At 31.7% G+C, this 20,544-nt stretch carries 20 protein-coding genes and 1 tRNA gene; 8 read left to right on the plus strand and 13 right to left on the minus strand.

Annotated features, from left to right (window positions below; all coding sequences use genetic code 11):
* Window positions 1-5: 5 nt before the first annotated feature.
* Window positions 6-461 (minus strand): Na(+)-translocating NADH-quinone reductase subunit F, encoded by a 456-nt coding sequence (locus ABYI63_RS04450; RefSeq protein WP_372753862.1) that lies wholly within the window; start codon window positions 459-461, stop codon window positions 6-8.
* A 376-nt stretch (window positions 462-837) separates the two neighbouring features.
* Between ABYI63_RS04450 and ABYI63_RS04455 the strand changes: the two genes are divergently transcribed.
* Window positions 838-3,273: a hypothetical protein gene (locus tag ABYI63_RS04455; protein WP_372753864.1), complete on the plus strand. Its 2,436-nt coding sequence runs from the start codon at window positions 838-840 to the stop codon at window positions 3,271-3,273.
* Window positions 3,274-3,354: 81 nt separating this feature from the next.
* Here the strand turns inward: ABYI63_RS04455 and ABYI63_RS04460 are convergent, their stop codons facing one another.
* From ABYI63_RS04460 to ABYI63_RS04480, 5 genes are all read right to left on the minus strand, one after another.
* A complete protein-coding gene (locus ABYI63_RS04460; protein WP_372753866.1) occupies window positions 3,355-6,525 on the minus strand; it encodes a CHAT domain-containing protein in 3,171 nt (1,056 codons plus the stop codon).
* Between the two features lie 49 nt (window positions 6,526-6,574).
* Window positions 6,575-7,318 (minus strand): tol-pal system YbgF family protein, encoded by a 744-nt coding sequence (locus ABYI63_RS04465; protein WP_372753869.1) that lies wholly within the window; start codon window positions 7,316-7,318, stop codon window positions 6,575-6,577.
* A 3-nt stretch (window positions 7,319-7,321) separates the two neighbouring features.
* Window positions 7,322-7,900: an RNA polymerase sigma factor gene (locus ABYI63_RS04470; protein ID WP_372753871.1), complete on the minus strand. Its 579-nt coding sequence runs from the start codon at window positions 7,898-7,900 to the stop codon at window positions 7,322-7,324.
* A 551-nt stretch (window positions 7,901-8,451) separates the two neighbouring features.
* On the minus strand, window positions 8,452-9,204 hold the full coding sequence (locus ABYI63_RS04475; protein ID WP_372753873.1) for a tol-pal system YbgF family protein: 753 nt from the start codon (window positions 9,202-9,204) through the stop codon (window positions 8,452-8,454).
* A 76-nt stretch (window positions 9,205-9,280) separates the two neighbouring features.
* Window positions 9,281-9,535 (minus strand): hypothetical protein, encoded by a 255-nt coding sequence (locus ABYI63_RS04480; protein WP_372753875.1) that lies wholly within the window; start codon window positions 9,533-9,535, stop codon window positions 9,281-9,283.
* Between the two features lie 541 nt (window positions 9,536-10,076).
* Between ABYI63_RS04480 and ABYI63_RS04485 the strand changes: the two genes are divergently transcribed.
* A complete protein-coding gene (locus ABYI63_RS04485; RefSeq protein ID WP_372753877.1) occupies window positions 10,077-10,454 on the plus strand; it encodes a Na(+)-translocating NADH-quinone reductase subunit F in 378 nt (125 codons plus the stop codon).
* Window positions 10,455-10,462: 8 nt separating this feature from the next.
* Complete coding sequence (locus ABYI63_RS04490) at window positions 10,463-11,437, plus strand: FAD:protein FMN transferase (protein ID WP_372753879.1); 975 nt, start codon at window positions 10,463-10,465, stop codon at window positions 11,435-11,437.
* Between the two features lies 1 nt (window position 11,438).
* On the opposite strand, the gene ABYI63_RS04495 is transcribed toward ABYI63_RS04490, so the two are convergent.
* The 5 genes from ABYI63_RS04495 to gpmI all read right to left on the minus strand — a co-directional run bounded on the left by ABYI63_RS04495 (window position 11,439) and on the right by gpmI (window position 15,876).
* Complete coding sequence (locus ABYI63_RS04495) at window positions 11,439-12,203, minus strand: class I SAM-dependent methyltransferase (RefSeq protein WP_372753881.1); 765 nt, start codon at window positions 12,201-12,203, stop codon at window positions 11,439-11,441.
* Between the two features lie 5 nt (window positions 12,204-12,208).
* Complete coding sequence (locus ABYI63_RS04500) at window positions 12,209-12,991, minus strand: DUF3050 domain-containing protein (protein WP_372753883.1); 783 nt, start codon at window positions 12,989-12,991, stop codon at window positions 12,209-12,211.
* Window positions 12,992-12,996: 5 nt separating this feature from the next.
* Window positions 12,997-13,815 (minus strand): type I methionyl aminopeptidase, encoded by an 819-nt coding sequence (gene map / locus ABYI63_RS04505; RefSeq protein ID WP_372753885.1) that lies wholly within the window; start codon window positions 13,813-13,815, stop codon window positions 12,997-12,999.
* Between the two features lie 78 nt (window positions 13,816-13,893).
* Entirely contained in the window at window positions 13,894-14,298 is a 405-nt protein-coding gene (locus ABYI63_RS04510) for a BT0820 family HAD-type phosphatase (protein ID WP_372753887.1), read from the minus strand.
* Between the two features lie 60 nt (window positions 14,299-14,358).
* Window positions 14,359-15,876, minus strand: coding sequence for a 2,3-bisphosphoglycerate-independent phosphoglycerate mutase (gene gpmI / locus ABYI63_RS04515; RefSeq protein WP_372753889.1), 1,518 nt, complete (start codon window positions 15,874-15,876; stop codon window positions 14,359-14,361).
* Between the two features lie 256 nt (window positions 15,877-16,132).
* Here gpmI and ABYI63_RS04520 point away from each other — a divergent pair, with 256 nt between their 5' ends.
* Window positions 16,133-16,522 (plus strand): ankyrin repeat domain-containing protein, encoded by a 390-nt coding sequence (locus tag ABYI63_RS04520; protein WP_372753891.1) that lies wholly within the window; start codon window positions 16,133-16,135, stop codon window positions 16,520-16,522.
* A gap of 85 nt (window positions 16,523-16,607) precedes the next feature.
* On the opposite strand, the gene ABYI63_RS04525 is transcribed toward ABYI63_RS04520, so the two are convergent.
* Window positions 16,608-17,048: a GNAT family N-acetyltransferase gene (locus ABYI63_RS04525; protein WP_372753893.1), complete on the minus strand. Its 441-nt coding sequence runs from the start codon at window positions 17,046-17,048 to the stop codon at window positions 16,608-16,610.
* A 96-nt stretch (window positions 17,049-17,144) separates the two neighbouring features.
* Between ABYI63_RS04525 and ABYI63_RS04530 the strand changes: the two genes are divergently transcribed.
* Together ABYI63_RS04530 and ABYI63_RS04535 are read left to right on the plus strand one after the other, a co-directional pair.
* Window positions 17,145-17,570, plus strand: coding sequence for a GNAT family N-acetyltransferase (locus ABYI63_RS04530; RefSeq protein ID WP_372753895.1), 426 nt, complete (start codon window positions 17,145-17,147; stop codon window positions 17,568-17,570).
* A 48-nt stretch (window positions 17,571-17,618) separates the two neighbouring features.
* A tRNA-Gly gene (locus ABYI63_RS04535) sits at window positions 17,619-17,691 on the plus strand.
* Window positions 17,692-17,881: 190 nt separating this feature from the next.
* Here ABYI63_RS04535 and pepE read toward each other — a convergent pair.
* Window positions 17,882-18,589, minus strand: coding sequence for a dipeptidase PepE (gene pepE, locus ABYI63_RS04540; RefSeq protein WP_372753897.1), 708 nt, complete (start codon window positions 18,587-18,589; stop codon window positions 17,882-17,884).
* A gap of 191 nt (window positions 18,590-18,780) precedes the next feature.
* On the opposite strand from pepE, the gene ABYI63_RS04545 reads away from it, so the two are divergent.
* Together ABYI63_RS04545 and ABYI63_RS04550 are read left to right on the plus strand one after the other, a co-directional pair.
* Entirely contained in the window at window positions 18,781-19,578 is a 798-nt protein-coding gene (locus tag ABYI63_RS04545) for a carboxypeptidase-like regulatory domain-containing protein (RefSeq protein WP_372753899.1), read from the plus strand.
* A 180-nt stretch (window positions 19,579-19,758) separates the two neighbouring features.
* Complete coding sequence (locus ABYI63_RS04550) at window positions 19,759-20,487, plus strand: hypothetical protein (RefSeq protein WP_372753901.1); 729 nt, start codon at window positions 19,759-19,761, stop codon at window positions 20,485-20,487.
* Window positions 20,488-20,544 lie beyond the last annotated feature (57 nt).

The raw sequence follows: 20,544 nt of genomic DNA on the forward strand, positions 1-20,544 counted from the left end.
TGGTTTTAAAGTGTTTGTAGTTTATATTTCGGCTTACCGTTTTCAACTTCAAACAATTTAGTGTAATCCATCATATTTGGAATATTGTCAAATTCACACAACAGTTTTATAACTTCACTTAGGCCATTAAATAAATTATCCTTATCAGTAGGGTTTTTAGGCTTTTTGTTTTTGTGATGTAGTGGTATTGTGTAACCGCACGCCTTTAGAAAGGTAGCTTCAATTTTAAGTAATTCTTCAGGAGAATAACCATTAAACTTTCTTCCTAAGTTTTGATGTAATACGCCAAGATAGTTTAATTGGATGGCGCCATGATGGTCGGATAAATGTTTCCAGCTATCTTTGTTGTCCAATATATTTCCAACCGCACAATGTTTACAACATTCCGGGTGTAATGTGTTATTATGAAACGCGATATAAAGCTTTTTAACAGCAGTCTCTAACCTATTAGTAGTATTCATTTTTTCAAAATTTTATTCCTAAGTTATTAAAAAATAAGTGTTTATCCAATTTTGATGAATTGTTTTTCATAAGATTCAATAAATCAGATAAATATGTTTGCTTGAAGTTTGAAACAGTTTGCGTAGTCCGTAACTAATGATGTTTTCAACTGTCGTTATTACCTAAAATGTAAGATTTGAAAAAAGGAAATATTAATGATTATTATTCTTTGGGATTTTTCGCTGAAACATTAATGTTAAAGTAAAAGTAATTTTTTGTGATGACATTTTATATTTAACTCGATGTTTTAATAATGAAACAAAATAGATATCGATAATTATGAAAAATCTCTTTACCCTCAACAATCTTTTCAACGTTTTTTTGGTTCTTATGCTAATGACATCATGCAAAAAAGATGATGATATAAATACGGATAACAATCCCGATATTAATGAAGAACTTATTTACAATGAAATCACAGTAGAAATTCCTACTGATGCATCAGTATCATTTTCAGATTTGACGGTTATTGGAAACCTCAATGAATTTAAGATTCCTAGCAATGGCGTAGTTTCTATACCGCATACTAATGATAGTAGATCGTTAGCTATTTTAGTTAATCAAAATAAGGAACCCGTTTTGATAGGGTTTATTCATCAAAATAACTTAAAAATTTCGATAAGTTCCACCATCGAAGCTCTTTATTATTACGGTTTAGGGACTTATTTTTTAGATGAAGATGTTAAAGATGAGTATTTTAAGCAATCTTTGTCAATTAAGGATTTTGATAAAACTGTTACCGAATTCAAAGAGGCTTTTAAGCAAAATACAAATTTTTTAAACTCCCCTGATTTTTTTTCCTGGTTTGAAGAAAAATTGAACTTGATTAGGGATGACGATATAAAGAATTTAGCATTACGAAGTGTTTTAGTTGATGCCAATGATATAAAAAGTGGTATTCAAATTTTTGAAGATACAGGGTTAAATATAAAAATTGCAAATGAGTACAGGAGAAGGGCTCATGCCTTTTTGTATAAAACAAAAGTTAAGCATTTTGATAAGTCCGAGGAAGTTTTAATATCTAATATTGCTTCATCAAAAATATCTTCAAATGCAGATACCAAGATAAAGTCCATTCAAGCAAAAAGAGAGTTTTTAGGCGTTATAGGTGATTGGGCCAGTGGTGTTGGTGTAGAGTTTTTTAGGTCGGAGACAGATCCAATTCCATTGCAGTTAAATGATAATGAAGAGTATGCTATTTATAAAGTAAGGGTTTTGGGTCCAGCTATTGGAGTTATTGATAAAAGTAAGTTTAATAGCGTTGAAAAACAAAAACTAGAAGAAATAATTATCGAAACTCTTGCTATGGATTTTGTTTTGCCTTTCTTTTTGGATGTTATTGGCGAAGCAAAATTGCTTAAAGGGCTAGATGAAGTATATTTTAAAGAGTTTACTTCTTTAATTAATGCAGTGTCTAACTCAGTTCCTTCTATGGCAGATGCTATAGAAAAAGGAGATTTTAAAACGGCCACTTCAGAGTTTTTTAAAGCCTTCTACAATAATTCTATTGGTGAGTCTCGTTCTAAGATTATTGAAGCTCTAAGAGATGGGGTTATAAATTATAAAATGCAAATCTCTAAAGGAGATAATCTTGCAATATTAGGCGATGCCCAAGATGCTGTGAACAAATTTAATGGTGCTAATAAATACTTAGATTGGACAGACAAGATATTAAAACTTTCAGATTATGCCTCATTGGCATCGGGTATTGCAAAAAGCAAATATCTTGAAGAATGGGAAGTAAAAGCCAAACAAGACCCTGTAACTTTAAATCCTCAAGAGCCCACAGCTTTTCCTTTTATAAAAACTTATGTAGAAGCTATAGTTAAAAACAAATCTTTGGCAAGCGGAGAATCTTATGCTTATGAATGGCAAGTAAGTGGAAATTATGGTAAGATTTTCGATGCTAAAGGACACGAGGGTGTAAACTTCGAGAGCAGTGACAAAGAAATCTATTACCTATCGGATGTTGATGATAATAATTTACCTGAGGATGCCCAAGAGACCCTAGTAGCGAAGGTATATGTGAAAAAAGGACAGGAAAAAACCTTTGTAGGTACAGATACAATAACCATAAAAGTTGAGCCCTATAAATACCTGCTTAAACCAGATGGAGCAACTGTTAACGGGAACTCAAGTATAGAATTAAAACTATTAAGAGTAGACTTTTCAGAAGATATTAATGATAATAATCTGATAGATTATAAAATAGTCTGGAAAACTACAGGTAATTACGGCACGTTTTCAGGAGGCGATTTAACCACTACAACTTACAATAGTAATGCTATAACCTATAAAGCTCTGGATGAGGATGTAGAGCATGGAATAGAAACTATATCTGCATTTTTATACGGAAAAGTGAAGTCGGAACCTAATGCAGATTATAAGCTATATGATGAGATTTCGGGCATTGTAAATATTAAGAACGAGGTTGATAAAATTTACAAGATAGTACCCGCTAGTGTCGTGGTTTGGGGGCCTACAACTACTGGAGGTTATATAAATTGTGGTAATTACGTTACTTTTCTAGTAAAACCTGTTGAGAATGCGATTAAATACGAGGCCAGTATTATTGAGTACAGTTTATCAAGTTCGGCTATAGGTAGAACAACTTCTTGGGGCCCTAATAGTCCATTGGAGGATGGTAACTTCGAGATATTTAAAGCTATTAGCTACCGTTCAAAATCTTCTCCAGTAAATCATTTTACAGGATGTCCCGATGTTATTTCTGTAAAGGGAGCTATGCAAGTAGTGATTACAATAAAGAAGTAAAGCCTAAGTTGTAATATAGGTTATCTAAAATCATAAACACCGATAACAAAATTGTCTGGTGTTTATGATTTTATATGCTTCTTATTTAATAGCTTTTTTTCTTCTTACAAATTGTTTTAATAAAAATATTATTGTCAGAATTGAAACAGCTAGTAAAATACCAATCCACCAAATTATATTTGAATTAGTGTTTAAAATTAAAGGGTTTGTATCTCCAATTAATATTAAACCAGACCAGTATTCTGGAGATAAAGTTCTGCCATAAGATTCAGTAAGGTAGGTTAGTTTTGCTTCTTTTAGAGCTTTGTCTTTGTGCATCCCCTGCTTCAAATTATTTAGAAATAGTTCCACAATTCTTGTGCTGGATTTTTCATCTATTTTCCATAGGCCTGTAACTATACTTTCACTACCTGCATAATTAAACGCATGGGCTAAGGATATCATGCCTTCTCCTGGTTGGTAAGTTGGCTTACCTGTTTCACAAGCGGAAAGTATGGCTAACTTGGACTTTAAATTCTCATTATAAATTTCAAATGCATAAAGAGTATTATCTTCAGATGATTTGTTTTTAGCAAATATTAATCGGGATTGTTCTGGGAATAAATTGTTCGATTCGGCATGTGTGCCAATGTATATGATTTTGTTGCCACCAGCTTCATTTTGGAAGTTTTTTTTGGATGCCTTTTCATTAATAAAAGAAATACCGTTAAAAAGTTTAGAATATTTTCTTGATAAATCTGCACTAAATGGTTGTGGGAGGAGGTTGTCATATTTTACATCAATTGATAAAGAATCTTTTGAGACCCTTTTGTAATTCGCTTTCATTTTATGGGTAAATTCAGGAGCAAATGAGATAAAATTGGTTTTAAAAGCTGTATTTGTTTGGTTTTGAGTTAATAAAAACAAGCTATAATTGTACGATAGGTTGTATTTAGATAACAAACTATTTTGGGCAAACTCTTTAAACGATTTTATTTTTTTAGGTGTAAGAGTTTCAAAACTTAAATTAAAGAGGTTTTTATCTGGAATAATAACAATGTTCTGCGTTGTTAAATCACTAGCAAAAGGTTTCCAAAGGATATTGTATAAATGGTGAAGTTTAGATGCTGTTTCATCAAATGTTAATTCACTGTTTTGTAATTTAGCTATATAGTTGTTAATGGTTTCTTTAGGGCTTAATTCATAAATTTTTTTGTCATTTTGCGATACTATAAAAGCATAGAGTACAGTATCGATATATAAGTACCTTACAATGCATGTATTTTTAGGCAACACTATATTATCTAATGGAAGTTCAAGTGTAGCGTAGCGCATCTTGTAATATTTTGGATGGTTATTTTTTAAGGAGTCTAAAAACTGTTGCCATGATTTACTATTTGAAATAAACGAATCAATGTTGCCATCTTTGTTATTTAGTGAATTTTTTAGAAAATCTTCCCTTTTTGTGGTTTCCTTAGGAATGTTTAAAAAAGAAATAGGTTTCGAGTTTAAGCGGAATCTAATTCTGTTATAAAGTCCAGATTCATGTAAACTGATTGCTTTTTCTAGATATGCAGGCTCTTTAGTGCTTTTGTAAAGTTCTAGATTGATTTTTTTTGCAAAATCAAATACTCTACTATTATTTTCAACCAAAGTATTAACATCTTTTGCGGATGATAATGAGGTTTTTCGATTTTCAATGGCCTTAATAGCAGTATTGATACTTGACAAAATATTTTTTAAAAATGTGCTGTCCCTCAATTCTTCATTGTAATATTTAGCTTGGGCATTTACAAGGTATATGTCTGCTTTATTATCTTCAAAGTATACTTTACCAAGACCTTTTAAAGCGTTTCTCTCTTTGTAGAGAGCTATGCATTTATTACTCCAATAAATACTCCTTTCATACTGCTCAAGATTTAGGTAAACTTTGGCATAGGTAAGCATGATGGCCTTTATCAAATAACTTTTTTCACCTTCGGTTTTGTTAACATAGTTGTATAACCTATCTATGGTGGCAATGGCCTTTTTTTTCTCATTAATCTCAGAGTAGGCAATTGCCAAATTCATGTTAGAAAATATCTGGTTTACATCAAATCCATAAGGATTTGATTTGATGTAATGATCCCAACTTTTCTCCCAGTAATATACTGCATCTTTAGTTTTATTTTGTAGATGTTTAACAAGGCCGTAATTATCGTAAAGAAAGGCATATAATTGATGGTTTTCGCTATCATTGGATTTTAAGCTCTCATTTGCCTTTTCTAGATAGGAAAGGGCCTCTTCAAATTCCCTTTTTTCGGTTTTTACTTGGGCAGCACCCAAATATGCCATAAAGTATTCTTGAGTGTTTTTGGCGAAATTTAAAGCTAAGGTGGTTATAATTTCAGATTTTTCAAAATCTCCCAAATCATAATAAATACCATTTAAAGTAGCGTAACCAATTAAAAGATTTCGTTTTACCCTATTGGCAAGAGGGTTATTTTTTGCATGGTCTAAAAAAGATAAACTAAGTTTAATAGAGCTTTCAATTAGTGCTTTAGCTTCTTTTGGTTTGGCTTGGTTTAACTTTATCAAAGCTAAATTGCCTTTAAGGGCAGCTGGTAGGTACCAATTGTTTTCAGGATTGTTTTCTAAAAGTGGAATGTTTTTTAAAGATTTCTCAAAATAGTAAATGGCACTGTCTTGTTTTGAATGGTAATACATTAATGCTCCCATTAAATTATATACTCTAGCCGAAATTTTAAATGTGGTTTTTTTGTTTTGTTTGATAATATGGTTGGCCTTTCTTATGTGTTTTTCCAAATTATCAATTTGCCCCATTTTCATGCTAAAATCAGCCAAGTAGTATTCGCTCTCTAGCTTTAGTGCAGAGTTATTTAAACTATAAGCCAAGGATTTTGCAATGGTTGCGTGTTCTAAAGCTTCAGGTAAAGTGTTTAATTCTAAGCACAATTTAGAGAATTCTATATGCGCATGATATCGAATTTTCTTGTTTTGCAACGTATTTTCAATAATGTCTAATAATTCCTTGCTTAAAATTTTTGCTTTATGAGGATCCTTTTTTAATATATAAATTTTGCCTAAAGGATAGATGTAATTACCCAGACTTTCAAATTTCTTGTTAGATTTTAAATAATTTATTGATTGGGTTATTTCTGTAAGTGCTTTGTTTATAGAATCGGATTCTATTAATTGGTTGAGCCTAATGTTAGAATTATCATCCTTTTTCTGTGCGTTAGTTTTGATATTGTAGAAGATTGCAAAACTCAAAAACAGGCATTTATAAATAAAGCAAAGCTTGTTCATTTTTTTAATTACATTAGTCTTTAATTTCTGATAAAATTGATTTGCTTTCAGAATTTTTACTTAATATCATGTGCTTTTTGGCAAGTTTTGTATTCTCTTTTTTTAGATATGCCAAGCCCAAGTAATAATGAGCTTCATTAAAAAAAACAGAACTTATACCGGCATTAACAGCTCTTTCAAGAAAAGGAATGGCATCGTTTACATTTTTATCGCACATGTAGGCAAGACCTAGAAAATAATTTATGGTATCGTTATTTGGTTTTTTTGTGCTTAAAATTTCCCATTTTTTGATGGCCTTATTGTAGTCTCCACGTTTATAGTCAATCATGGCGTCATAAAATTCAAAGTTAGCATCAGTACCCATGGATGTTTGTAATCCCGGGTCGGGTTTAAAATATTTTGAGTAAAGCTTTTTATTGTGTGATGTGTTAAATAACCAAAAACATCCAATGGCTATAACAAATACCGCTGCAATTGAAAGTTTCATATATGGGATATGGCGTATTATCCTTTTTTGGGAATGTTTTTTTTTGTTGCTATAAAAATGTGAGTGAAATGTGTCCAACTGTTCTTTTAAGGCCTGCGTTTCGATACCAAGAAGCATGGTTTTTATATCTTCAACTTGTTCTTTGAATTCTAGATTATTTATTAGTTTTTCTTCGAAAAGAATACGTTCGTTATTTTCCATAGAATTGTTAAAGTAACTCTCTATGGTTTCTAATAATTCTTGCGATATGTTATTTTTTTCTTCTTCCAAGGTTTAATTATTTAAGGCTTTTATGATGTTACGCAATTTTTTCATGCAACGGTATTTTTTGTTTCTTACGGAGGCTTCGTTAATTTGTAATTGTAAGGATAAATCTTTTAATGATTTTTTTTCAAAATAGAATGTAGTTAATAACTTTTTACAAGGTTGTCCTAATACCCTAAAGGCCTCCATAGCAGTAGTAAGTTTTTTGTTTTCTGAATTTTCGGAAAATGAATCATCATAATCAATTTTTGTAAGCTGAAATTGATTGTTAAAACCAGATAGCGTTTTTCTAAACCTAGAAGACTTTACAATATCCATCCATTTATTTTTCGCAATAGTGTATAAATATCCTTGAATGGCTGTTTCATTCAAAGGAATAAAAGTATTACTCTTTATATTTTTCCAAAAAACAATGAAGGCCTCTTGGTAGATGTCTTTAGCATCTTCAATAGTGCCACTATTTTTTAAAACTAACGATTCTATTTTTTTGTAATTTGAAATGTATAACATTTTTAATACTTCAGATTCGTTCGCTTTTATGGCATCGATAAGTTGAGACTGTCGTTTAAATTTATTATTTCCCTTCATAAGTTGATAACTTAAGGGAAGATATTAATTTTTAAATTTGTCGACAATACTTAGCTATTAAATGATCAAAGAATTCGATAATGAGTATTAAAATTGTGCCTTTGTTTTTATATAACATCGATGCGCATTAAAATTGTCATCATAAATAAAAAAATTAAATCGAATTAATTAAAATGGGCAAATTTTTTAAGAGAACAAGAATTTAAAAACCAAGAAATTAATCATGTGGTTAAGACTTAGAATAAGTTTGTTTTATTTACGGTTTGTTGTAAGTTAGGTTGTTGGTCTTTAGAGTTTTATTTTCAAACTCAAAAAGTTTTGAATAGTCCAATATATTGTAACCTTTTAATTTAATACAGATGCGTTTTAGATAATTAAACCTCAATTTTTTAAGATATTATCGAATAATCAATAAGTGCTAATTTGCTGCATATTAGTCAATATTCTTAAGTTGCAGTTTGGTGTATTAATGTTAAATTATATTCGAGTTTGTCTTGTTGTAATGCCTAGTTTTGTCAAAAATTTATTGAGATTTATTTTGTAAAACAATTCTATAATTTAGTTTCATCTAATCTTTTTATTATTTCTTTGCCGCTGCTGGTTTTACTTAAAATAAGATACTTTTTGGCTAAGTTCAAATTACCATTATTTATGTATGCCAATCCTAAGTAGTAGTAGGCCTTACTTAAAAAAGAAAAACTTGGATGTGGTGTTTCAATAGTTTTTTCCAAGAAGGGTATGGCTTCGTTTATGTTTTTATTGGCCAAGTAGGCTACTCCTAAATAGTAATTTAAGGTGTCATTTTCTGGTTTAGCATGGCTTAAAGCATACCATGTATCAATGGCTGATTGATAATTTCCTTGTTTATAATCTGCCATACCGTTATAAAATTCAAATTTTTTTGAGCCGTTCTCCGTAGTTGTTAACCCTGGGGCTGGTTTAAAGTATTTAGTGTATATTTTTTGATTGGGCGACTTACTAAAAAACCAAATACTACCAATGGCTATAAGTAGGGCCGCTGCGGCGGCTACTTTACTTAGAAATAGGTAACGGACTTTTTTTGAAGCCACTAGACCAACGTCGGTTTTCTGTGTTTCATTGTGAAAAGGATCTAATTGCTTATCTGATGATTGGCCTTCTTTTCCTTGAATCTTACTCTTATATTCATAAACTTGTGCTTTAAATTCGGCATCAATTTTAAGATAATCATTAAAATCCTTTAATTCATCGGCCTCCATAGTACCGTTCAGATAACGTTCTATAGCTTCAAAAATTTCTTGTGAAATGTTGTTATTATCTTTCAATTTTTTTTGTTTTAGTCTGAAAACAAATGGTCATAATTTTAATTTTTTTTTGAATATACAGTATCCATTTATTTTTCTATGTTATGTAGTATTCTAATATGGCGTTTTTGTTAACTGAAAAAGACAAATATTTTGTTACATTATTCCAAACAACTAAATAAAACTTTTGATAATTGTTTTTAGCGTTTTCTTTTGTGCTGTTATTCCATAAAACCAACGATTTTACTTTTGAATAATTTGATTCATAAAGTAATTTTAAAGCCATTAAATTGTCGGTTTTATTAGCAGTAATAAGTTCTAGTTGTTGCTGTACTTTGTATCGCTCGTTCATAAATAAATAACTGTAGGAAATATACGAATTTTCGCTATATATTCAATTCCCTTATTTTTATTTTATTTTAATTTATAAAAAATAACATTGGTTGCTTTACAAAAATTTATTGACTAATGCATTAGTCAATGCCGTTTTAAGTTGATATTTACAGCTATTAACATGTGATTTTTATATAATTTTATTGTTTTTGGACGATTTTCATATATTACCACTAATAAGGGAAAAGCAAATATCAATGCATTTAGGGCTTACAACATTAATATTTTTATATATAAGTCCATTAAAAAATCCAATGTCATTTTTTAGGGTTCTATTTTTGTAATCTAATCTTTTTAGTTGTAAATTGCTGTAAACTAGTTGGTTTTGATTTTTTTTAAAATTATTCTTTTTATCTAATTATTATTCAGATTTAGTATTAAGGTTTATTGGAAGTTAAAAGGTGGTTTGAAGAGAATAAGGTGCATTTTGTTTTATTTTTTTCAACGAAACATTTTAAAAATGTCATTAGCAATCAGAACAATTATTTTATTTTTGTAAAATGAGTAAAGCCCTAACAGAACAAGAATTACATAATTTGGCCATGAACCACGTTGGAAAAGATTTAGAACAACGTGGCTTTGAATTTATCGCTGTAAATAGTAAATTGAAAAAACACCCACAGTTTGTTTGTATTGATAAAAACAAACAGTATTATTTTGTAATTGTTAGAGTGGTTATTCTACCAGATAATCCTAATAATTATGATGTTGTTTGGATGGAAGCCTTTAAGAAACATGCAAGAGAGAAGGATGCGAAAGTACTATATGCGGGTGTAGGTATAGGCAATGTTGTTGGCGAAAAGGAACCAATTTACTTAAATCAGGATTACCTTTTGGAATATAATGGGATTCAGGTTTTAGACACTAATTTGAATTAGTATAACGCATGAAATTTCTATTTAATTTAATCTTAGTTTTTTTAGCGTTTTCTTGTAATGAAGAACTTGTAAATACCCGATTGTCTGGATCCGTTTTTGGCACTAGTTATTCGATTATTTATGATTCTGATACAAATTATCAATCTCAAATTGATAGTTTATTTTATGTGATTAATAAATCGATGTCCACTTATCAAACCAACTCCTATATATCTAAATTAAATAGAAATGAGGATAGTCTTGTAGATGCCCATTTTATTAAGGTATTTGATGCATCGGATGTTATTTACAAGAACACAGAAGGTGTTTTCGACCCCACAATTGGAGCCGTTGTGAATGCTTGGGATTTTGGTCCTGAAGGAAAAATTGTTAATCTAGATAGTCTGAAAATTGATAGTTTAATGTTGTCGGTAGGGTTTGCTAAGGTAAAACGAATAGACAATAAAATTATAAAACCAAAAGGTGCTTTTATAGATTTCAATGCCATAGCAAAAGGTTATGGGGTTGATGTGGTTGGTGAATTTCTAGAAAGTAAAAAAATTAAAAATTATTTGGTTGAAATTGGAGGTGAAATACGCGTTAGAGGAGAAAACAGAGAGAAAAAATCTCCTTGGAAAGTGGGTATTGAGATGCCTCATTTTGATGAAGAACAATCTATAATGAAAGCCATCGAAATAAATAACCAAGCTATGGCAACGTCAGGCACATACAGAAAGTTTAAACTAGATAGTTTAGGTAATCGTTACGCACATATTATTGATACAAAAACAGGCTACCCAAGTAAGACTAATTTACTCAGTATATCGGTAATTGCACAAGATTGTATGACTGCCGATGCTTATGCCACCGCTTTTAAGGCTATGGGAATAGAAAAAGTGAAGACCTTCTTAAAAACACATCCAGAGCTTAAAGTGTTCTTTATTTTTGAGAATGAAAAAAAAGAGTTGGAAACCATGGCTTTAAATGGATTTCCTGAGTTTTAAGTTATTTGTAAACAACAGGAATTAGTTCACCTTTTGCTAAACAGTATTTCTTAATTAAGGCTTCGGAAAGTTTTGCAGTATAATCAACTTCATCAACTTTAAAACCAATATTTCTTAATTTGTCAAAATAATCACGTCCATACACACGAACATGGTCGTATTGCCCAAATATTTTAGCGCGTTCTTTTTTGTCGGTAATAGTATCATCCTCAAATGTAGATTGTCTATTTAAATCCTGAGGAATTTGAAAAATACCCATACCACCTACTTTCATAACCCGAAACAATTCTTTCATGGCTTTTGTGTCGTCTGGGATATGCTCCAAAACATGGTTACATAGAATAACATCGTATGTATTGTCGGGGAAGGGCAGGTTGCAAATATCAGCTTTAACATCTGCAATAGGGGATAGTAAATCGGTAGTTGTATAATCTAAATTTTTTAAGCTTTTAAAACGTTTTAAAAAACATTGTTCTGGTGCAAAATGCAACACTTTTAATTCCTCCGAAAAAAAGTTGGTTTCATTCTTTAAGTATAGCCATAGCAATCTGTGCCGCTCTAAACTTAAGGTAGAGGGTGATAAAACATTGTTGCGCTGTTTGCCATAACCATAAGGCAAAAAACTTCTAAAATTCTTACCATCAATAGGATCGGTAAAGTTGTTCCCCTTCAAAATAATTCCGAGTATGGGGCGTACAACATAACTTAACCTTATTAATAAAGGTCTCGGAATGATATTTAAAATTAGTTTGAAGAGGTTTTTCAAGAGATTTAAGCTTCTGCTTCTACGCTTGTATTAATTAAATTAGCAATACTATCCCAAAGCGAAAGCCTAAAACGTAAAGCGTTTTTAGCTACTTCTAAGGTCTCATTCCATTTCGCTTGATCTTCGCCACATAACGCTTCAATCATTTTTAACGATAGAGGCCCATGTTCATCACCATCAAGTTCAATGTGTCTTTTTAAATAGTAGGTTAATTTACTAAATGAATTATCATTTGTTTTCGACTTATTAATAATTTGAAAAAACATGTCTGGAATCACATCTTCTCTGCCAAAAGTAAATGCTGATGCTTTTACATGTGGCTTGTTAGTGTTAATGACACTGAAAGTGAATTCAACAAATTTTAAGGTTTCAAAACGTAAATTAACATTTGTAGCAGCTTCACTTATTGAAAAACCTTGTTTTATGTTTTCAATAAAATCTTCTATTTGGTTGGTGTTTGCATTTATTTGCTTCATGGCATCTAAATACATTTCATAATGACTTTTAGGTTCGCCCAATTCATTTACATCACTTTCTTCTCCAAGAACAATTTCATTTATAAAACGAGCTGTTGCTGGATGTTCAACCGGCGTCCAAGGCAGGGTAGTACATGTTAAGTGATTTTGAAGGGACTTTAACAACGACATAAAATCCCAAACAGCAAAAACATGCTGCTCCATGAAGATTTTTATATCATCGATTGATTGTAATGCACTATATAAATTATGATTGTTTAATTTGGCTCTAAGAGGTTCGAGCTCTTTTTCAATATATGCAATTTGTTTCATTGATATTATAGAACTAGGGCTTTTTGTCTAAATTCATCTTCTTCATTCGTAGTAATTCCAAGGGCTTCATAGATGTAAGCAAATGTTGAAAGTAGTTCAGGTTTACCATCTACTATGGCCACATTGTGTTCAAAATGAGCACTTGGTTTATTATCTAACGTGGTAATGGTCCAACCATCACTATGTTGTTTTATGCGATGGGTTCCCATATTAATCATGGGCTCAATAGCAACCACCATGCCTTCAATAAATTTTTTACCTCGACCTCGTTTTCCATAATTAGGCATTTCTGGATCTTCGTGCATTTTTCGGCCTAAACCATGGCCAACCAATTCACGTACCACTCCATAACCATGATCCTCACAGTATTTTTGAATGGCGTACCCAACATCACCTACACGATTATTTATTTTAAACTCTCGAATACCTTCGTATAAGGATTGTTTAGTAACTTGAAGTAACTTTTCTGTTTCTGAATCTATTTCTCCAACAGCAAAGGTATATGCATGATCGCCGTAAAATCCATTTTTTAAAGCACCACAATCTATGGATATGATATCTCCTTCCACAAGGGGTGTTTTATTTGGAATACCATGTACTACTTGAGTGTTCGGACTCATGCACAGGGTATTAGGGAAGTCGTATAATCCTAAAAAACCAGGAATAGCACCGTGGTCTCTAATACAGGTTTCAGCTATTTTATCTAATTCTAATGTGCTTATACCCGGTTTTAAAGCTTTTGCAATTTCGCCCAGTGTTTTGGATACTATTAAGGCGCTTTCACGCATTAATTCAATTTCTTCTTTTGTTTTTACTATAATCATATTAAAAAAATAATGGCAAAGATACTTAAAAAGCTAATATTAGCTTTTTAATATGGTGACTGATTTTATGCAAAGGATTTATTTGAAGAAATCAAAGAAACCTTTTTTCTTTTCAGGTTCTGGTGGATTTGTATTGGTTAGCATTTGGTAAATTTCTCCCCAACCTGGAAAACCTCCAATGTTTCTGTCGTCAATAAATAAATCGGCATGAATTTTTCTACTAACGTTGTTATCGAAGATTTCTTCAGGAAAACTGTTGTTTACTGCATAGAAATGCACGCCATTTTCTTCACAAAAACGAACGGCATCGTCTAATTTTGAACCACTTCTGTAAGTCCATAAAATTAGTCGATGCCCTCTTTCTTGAAGCTTTTTTAACGTATCAAAAGCAAAAATCATTGGTTTGCCTATTTGAGGATATGCATCTTCAACGATGGTTCCGTCAAAATCGACAGCTATAATTAAGTGTTCAGTAAATTTCATTTATATTGTAATAGACTTGAGTTTTGCGCAAAAGTACAATAAAATTTACTCTTTAAACATTTAAACTAGGGGATGACGGGTCATTGCTGCAGGTTGTTCAACTCCCATAAGTTTTAAAATGGTAGGAGCTACATCTCCAAGTACACCATCGTCAATAGATTTTAAATCTTTATCAATTAAAATTACCGGTACAGGGTTTGTTGTATGAGCTGTATTTGGTGACCCATCAGGGTTAATCATGGTTTCGCAATTACCATGATCTGCAATGAGAATGGTTGTGTAATCATTCTCAAGAGCTGTAGTTACAACATCTTTAACGCAAACATCTACTGCTTCGCAAGCTTTAATAGCTGCTTCCATAACACCTGTATGTCCTACCATATCCCCGTTCGCGAAATTTAGGCATACAAAATCCACTTCTCCTTTTTGTAACTCTGGAATTAAAGCATCACGCAGTTCAAAAGCACTCATTTCTGGTTTTAAATCGTAGGTTGCTACTTTTGGAGAGTTACGTAAAATACGGGATTCTCCTTTAAAAGGTTCTTCACGACCACCAGAGAAAAAGAAAGTTACGTGCGGATATTTTTCAGTTTCTGCAATACGAATTTGTGTTTTGTTGTTTTTTTCTAAAACTTCACCTAAAGTTTCGGTTAAGTTGTCTTTATTAAAAATAACATTAACGTTTTTGTAAGTGTCATCATAATTAGTAAGCGTTACATAATGCAAATTTAGTTTATGCATGTTTTGCTCATGAAAATCTGTTTGAGATAAAGCTTCCGTTAGCTCACGGCCTCTATCTGTTCTGAAATTAAAGAAAATTACAACATCATCTTCTTTAATTTTTGCTACAGGATTTCCTTTCTTGTCCACCATAATGATAGGTTTTATGAACTCATCAGTTATGTCGTTTTCATAATTATTTTGAATTGTTTTTGTAACGTTTGTAGATTTTTCTCCAACACTGTTCACCATGCCGTCATAAGCTAACTTAACACGTTCCCAACGTTTATCTCTATCCATAGCGTAATAACGTCCTGTTACCGTAGCTATTTTGGTGTTGGTGTTTTCTATATGATTTTCTAAAGAGGTTAAAAAGCCAAATCCAGCTTTGGGGTCTACATCGCGACCATCCGTAAAGGCGTGAATATATGTGTTTTTAAGTCCAAAATCGTTGGCCGCATCAATTAAACCAAATAAATGATTAATATGAGAATGCACTCCACCGTCACTTAATAATCCTAAAAAATGAACATCTTTATTGTTTGTTTTAGCATAATTAAAAGCATCAACCAATACTTTTTCAGTATTTAAAGTCTTATTTTTAACAGCTAAATTAACTTTAACTAAGTCTTGATATACAATTCTGCCAGCACCCAAATTCATGTGTCCAACTTCACTGTTTCCCATTTGTCCTTCAGGTAAACCAACGTGTAATCCATCGGTTCTTAAAGTTGCGTAAGGATATTTTTTATATAAAGAATCTATAAAAGGGGTGTTTGCATGATCGATAGCTGAAACTTTTGGGTCTGGAGAATTTCCCCAACCATCAAGTATCATTAAGATAACTTTTTTATTCATTTTTTTAACATTTTTAATAGGGTTCAAATATACTGAAGTTTGCTATAAAACGATTGAAAAATAAGTGTAAAAATAAAGTCCGTAGGTTATTTTGAGTGAAATTAAATAGTAATAATAATCCAGGTCTTGTAGTACTGTGGAATTTAAATTTATAATTTTTATTGTTTTTTGTGTAACAAATTGGAATTCAACTCGTCTCATCATTAAATCAATAAAAATAAATCATTAATCAAAAATCAAATCAAATTCATTCATCATGAAAAAAACAATCATTTTTTCCGCATTCGCATTATGTGTTTCAATGGGAACTTTAAATGCAAAAACAAACAATTTTAACTTTGAAAACAACCATGTTGTAAAACCGTATAATGTTAATTCATTTTGTGTTTCTATAGCTATGGGAGATTTGGAAACCGTTAAGAAATTAATTTCTTTGGGAGAGGATGTTAATAAAAAATCTAACGGGATGACGCCAGCCATGTATGCTGCAAAGTACAACAGAACCGAAATTTTAGAACTATTAATAGCTGAAGGCGCAGATTTAAAATTGAAGTCTGATAAAAAAATGACAGCCGCTGATTACGCAAAATTGCATGGAGCTAAAGATACCTATGCCATTATAGAAGCATCGTTGTCAAAAAAATAATTAGAAATTTTTATAATTATTTGAGTTAGTCACTCTTGAAAACCCTGAAAACTTCAGGGTTTTCTTGTTTTAGTTTTTCAATATTTCATAGTTTTTTAAACATAATATAGTGTTTGCCAATATTAGGAATGTTAAAAGGCTCTCCAATTATATTAAAGCCTATTTTTTTGTAGAAATTGGCTGCTTTTTCCCTTGCATTGCACCAAATAACGTTAATCTTTTTCTCTTTTAATATGGCTTCTCCTTGGGTTACTAATTTAGCGCCGAGGCCTTGGTTTTGATAGGCGTCCAAAACTGCCATCCCCCTAAGTTGGTATTGAAAAACTTCAGATAATAATGTATGGTTATTTTTTACAAATGTGCAAACACCAACAAGTTGCTCTTGCTTATATATTCCCAAATGAAAGGTGGTATCTAAATCATCACCTTCAAAAATGCACGATTCAAAAGGTTTTCCCTTTCTCAAAACCGGATGCCTAACGGTATAGGCATCAGAAGTTGAAATGTATTTTATAATGTAATCCAAAATTTGAAATTTGTTTGGAACCAAACTTAGTCAAAATTAATTTTTGATTTAAGTAACACATATAAATTATTTACCTTCACGGGCTAAAAAACGGTTATGTCTTTCGATATTAAAATCATAAATAAAGAATCTATTGAAATTGTAATTCCTTTAGTTGAAAAATTAAATGATTATAAAATTGATTTTGAAGTTTTAAAACAACGGTTTTCAGAAATGATTACCCAAAACTATGAATGTGCTGGTGTTTTTGATGGTAAAAAATTAATTGGAGTCTGTGGTTTGTGGTTTCTTACCAGGCATTATGCCGGAAAAAGCCTTGAAATAGATCATGTTTATATAAATGATGAATATAGAAACCGTGGTATAGGAAAGGAATTTTTTAAGTGGATTTACAATTATGCGCTTGCAAAAGGTTGTAACACAGTTGAATTGAATACATACGCTACTAACTATGCTTCTCATAAATTTTATTATAATGAAGGCTTTAATATTTTAGGTTATCATTTTGTAAAAAAGTTGTGATTTTTCTTGTTAGGTAATAAAGCGTTTTTATATATTTGCCGAAGAATTGCGGGAGTAGCTCAGTTGGTAGAGCGTCAGCCTTCCAAGCTGAATGTCGCCGGTTCGAACCCGGTCTCCCGCTCAAGAAGCTTCATAGAAATATGAGGCTTTTTTTATGCTGAATTTTTTGGTGTTTGTGCTGCCTGTATTTTGCTGATGGTTGCCTGAGGGGTAGCAGCGAAAAGCCCACAGCGTGCCCCGATTTTTATCGGGACGCGCGCGGACTTGTAGCGAATAACCCGACCCTTTTTAGGGGCAGGCCCAAATTGTTATTATTTTAAGTGGTTTAATTGGGTGTCTGCTTCAACTTCGTAGGCCGCTTTGTTGTATTCGAAAATGCGCGCACTTAAGGAGCCTTTTAAAACAATGGAATCGCCGATTACTTGCAGCCAACTTCCTTCGCGCAAGCCTATAACCGGAGGCGTATTAAAATGATGAAATTCATTAATTCTAGTTTCGCGAGTTTCGCCCATATGGGTGCTATTAGTATCTGGGTCTAGATAATGCGGGTTTATATTAAAAGGTACAAAGGACAATGCATTGAAACTTGGCGGGTATACAATAGGCATATCGTTTGTGGTTTTTATTGTGAGCCCGCAAATATTGCTTCCTGCGCTTGTTCCCATATATGGTGTGCCATTTTTTACTGCGGTTTGTATGGCATCAATAAGGTTGTTTTTATATAACTGATAGGTTAAAACGAAAGTGTTGCCTCCACCAGTAAATATAGCCTCAGCATTTTGTATTGCCTCAATGGGGTTATCAAATTCGTGGATTCCTGTAACTTTCTTATTGATTTTGGCAAAAGCATCGGTTACTTTTTGGGTGTAAACATCGTGAGAAATACCACTTGGCCTTGCATACGGAATGAACAAAATGGTATTAACGTCTTTGAAGAAAACGATTAATTCGTCTAGAATATATTCTAAATAACCACTTCCGTGAATGGTTGATGTACTGGCGATAATTAAATTTTTCATTTCAATTTATTTAGTGAGTAAAACTAATTAAATATTAGATGAAACGAAATATTCTATTAATTTTCGAGGAAATTTGACCTTAAAGTATTAATTTTAAGAGAACGAAATAGCATGTTGAAGGGATTCTTTTGGAATACGATTATCAAAATGCTTACAGCATGTCTTTCTTTAATAAAAATATCACTAAACCTATGAAAAAGATACTACTATTAATTATTTGTGCCATAAGTTTTACAGGATTTTCTCAAGATTTTAAACGGTTTGACGTTAGCGGTAAAATTATAGTTGAGAGTAATGATGTCTCTGGTATTACCATTTTTAATGTAACCGCCAATAATGGAACCGTTACGGATAATAATGGTGAATTTGTATTGGCTGTAAGATTAAATGACGTAATAGAGGTTAGTGCTTTACAGTTTCAAAACATAAAGTTTGAAGTTAATGAAGCCATTGTAGGTTCTAAAAAAATGAAAATATTTCTAATTGAAGAGATTAATCTTCTAGACGAAATTATCATTAAACGAAATAAATTAACAGGAAATCTGGATGTAGATTTAGAGGCCAACAAGCGATTTACGCCGAAGTTAGATGCCTTGTATTTCGCTATTAAAAATGCAGATGAATATGATTTTAAACCAGATAGTAAAACAAAAACAGAGAATATTACAGTTACCACACAGCAAATGACGATGAAACACGGCCTTAATGTTGTGAATGTAGTCGATCAGTTATTGGTGCCATTATTTAGATCTAAAGCCTTGGAAAAGAAAAAATATGGCATTCCGGAGGTGCCAGCGGAAGCAGTTAAGTATTATTTTGGATCGGAGTTTTTAATAGATAATTTTGATATTCCAGAACATCGTGTTGAAGAGTTTATCCATTTTGTGCAAGCCAAAAACTTTGATTATTCTTTTCTAAATTATGGAAATGAAATGCTGTTTTTGGAATTTCTTCATAACAAAAGCATCGAATTTTTAAATGAGAAATAGTATCATTTCACTACACATATTGTTATTTTAACAAAAGTTTAAAATCGTTTTTTATTTTTGTTAAGAGTTTCTTGGCGTTCTTTATGTTGCCAAACCAATAATATGACATTCTTTAAAGAGAATCTGCTGATTTTCTGTATTTTATTTTGCCAATCCTTACTCTCACAATCAATTGAGATTATGGGTAAAATTGATAGCAAAGTTGAGGTAGAAAATATCCATGTAATTAATAAAACTGCACAGGTTTTTACAACAACCAATAATAAGGGTGAATTTAAAATTACCGTAAGTTTAAATGATACCCTAAGTTTCTCTTCAATACAGCATCAACCAAAATTGGTTGTGGTCGACCAAAATATGATTCTATTTAAAGCAGTTCGTGTAATTTTAGAAGAACAAATTAACGAATTGGATGAGGTGTTAATTGGAAAAATACTTACAGGAAATTTGTATTCAGATATAAAAAATACTAAAGGAGATGCACCAATTAATTTTTACGATGTTGGAATTCCTGGTTTTACTGGTAAACCTGCAACCCAAAGCGAACGACTTTTAAGTGAGGCATCTAGTTTTAATCCAAAAGCAGGAGGTTCTTTAGGAGGTCCGGGAGGTTCCATTTCAGCCACAGCTTTAATAAATGCACTTTCGGGAAGGACAAAAATGTTAAAGGCTAGGGTAGAATTAGACGAGCGAGAGGCCCTAATGCAAAGTATAAAAGGTAGGTTGGCGAGAGATTTTTTTGCGTCTAACCCTTTGGAAGAAGAATTAAGGATGGATTTTTTTTACTTCTGTGCGGATGATGATAATTTTATATCCTATTGTAACAACGAAACCGATTTCAAAATTTTAATCTTTTTAAGACACAAATACAAACAGTATATGGAAAATTTAAAAACGGTGAAACCTTGATTTTTCTATTGCTTTTTTAATCAACCATTGTAAAATAATTACTTTAGCGTTCAGAAA

Origin of the sequence: Mariniflexile sp. (assembly GCF_041583155.1) — a bacterium.
Taxonomy (GTDB): domain Bacteria; phylum Bacteroidota; class Bacteroidia; order Flavobacteriales; family Flavobacteriaceae; genus Mariniflexile.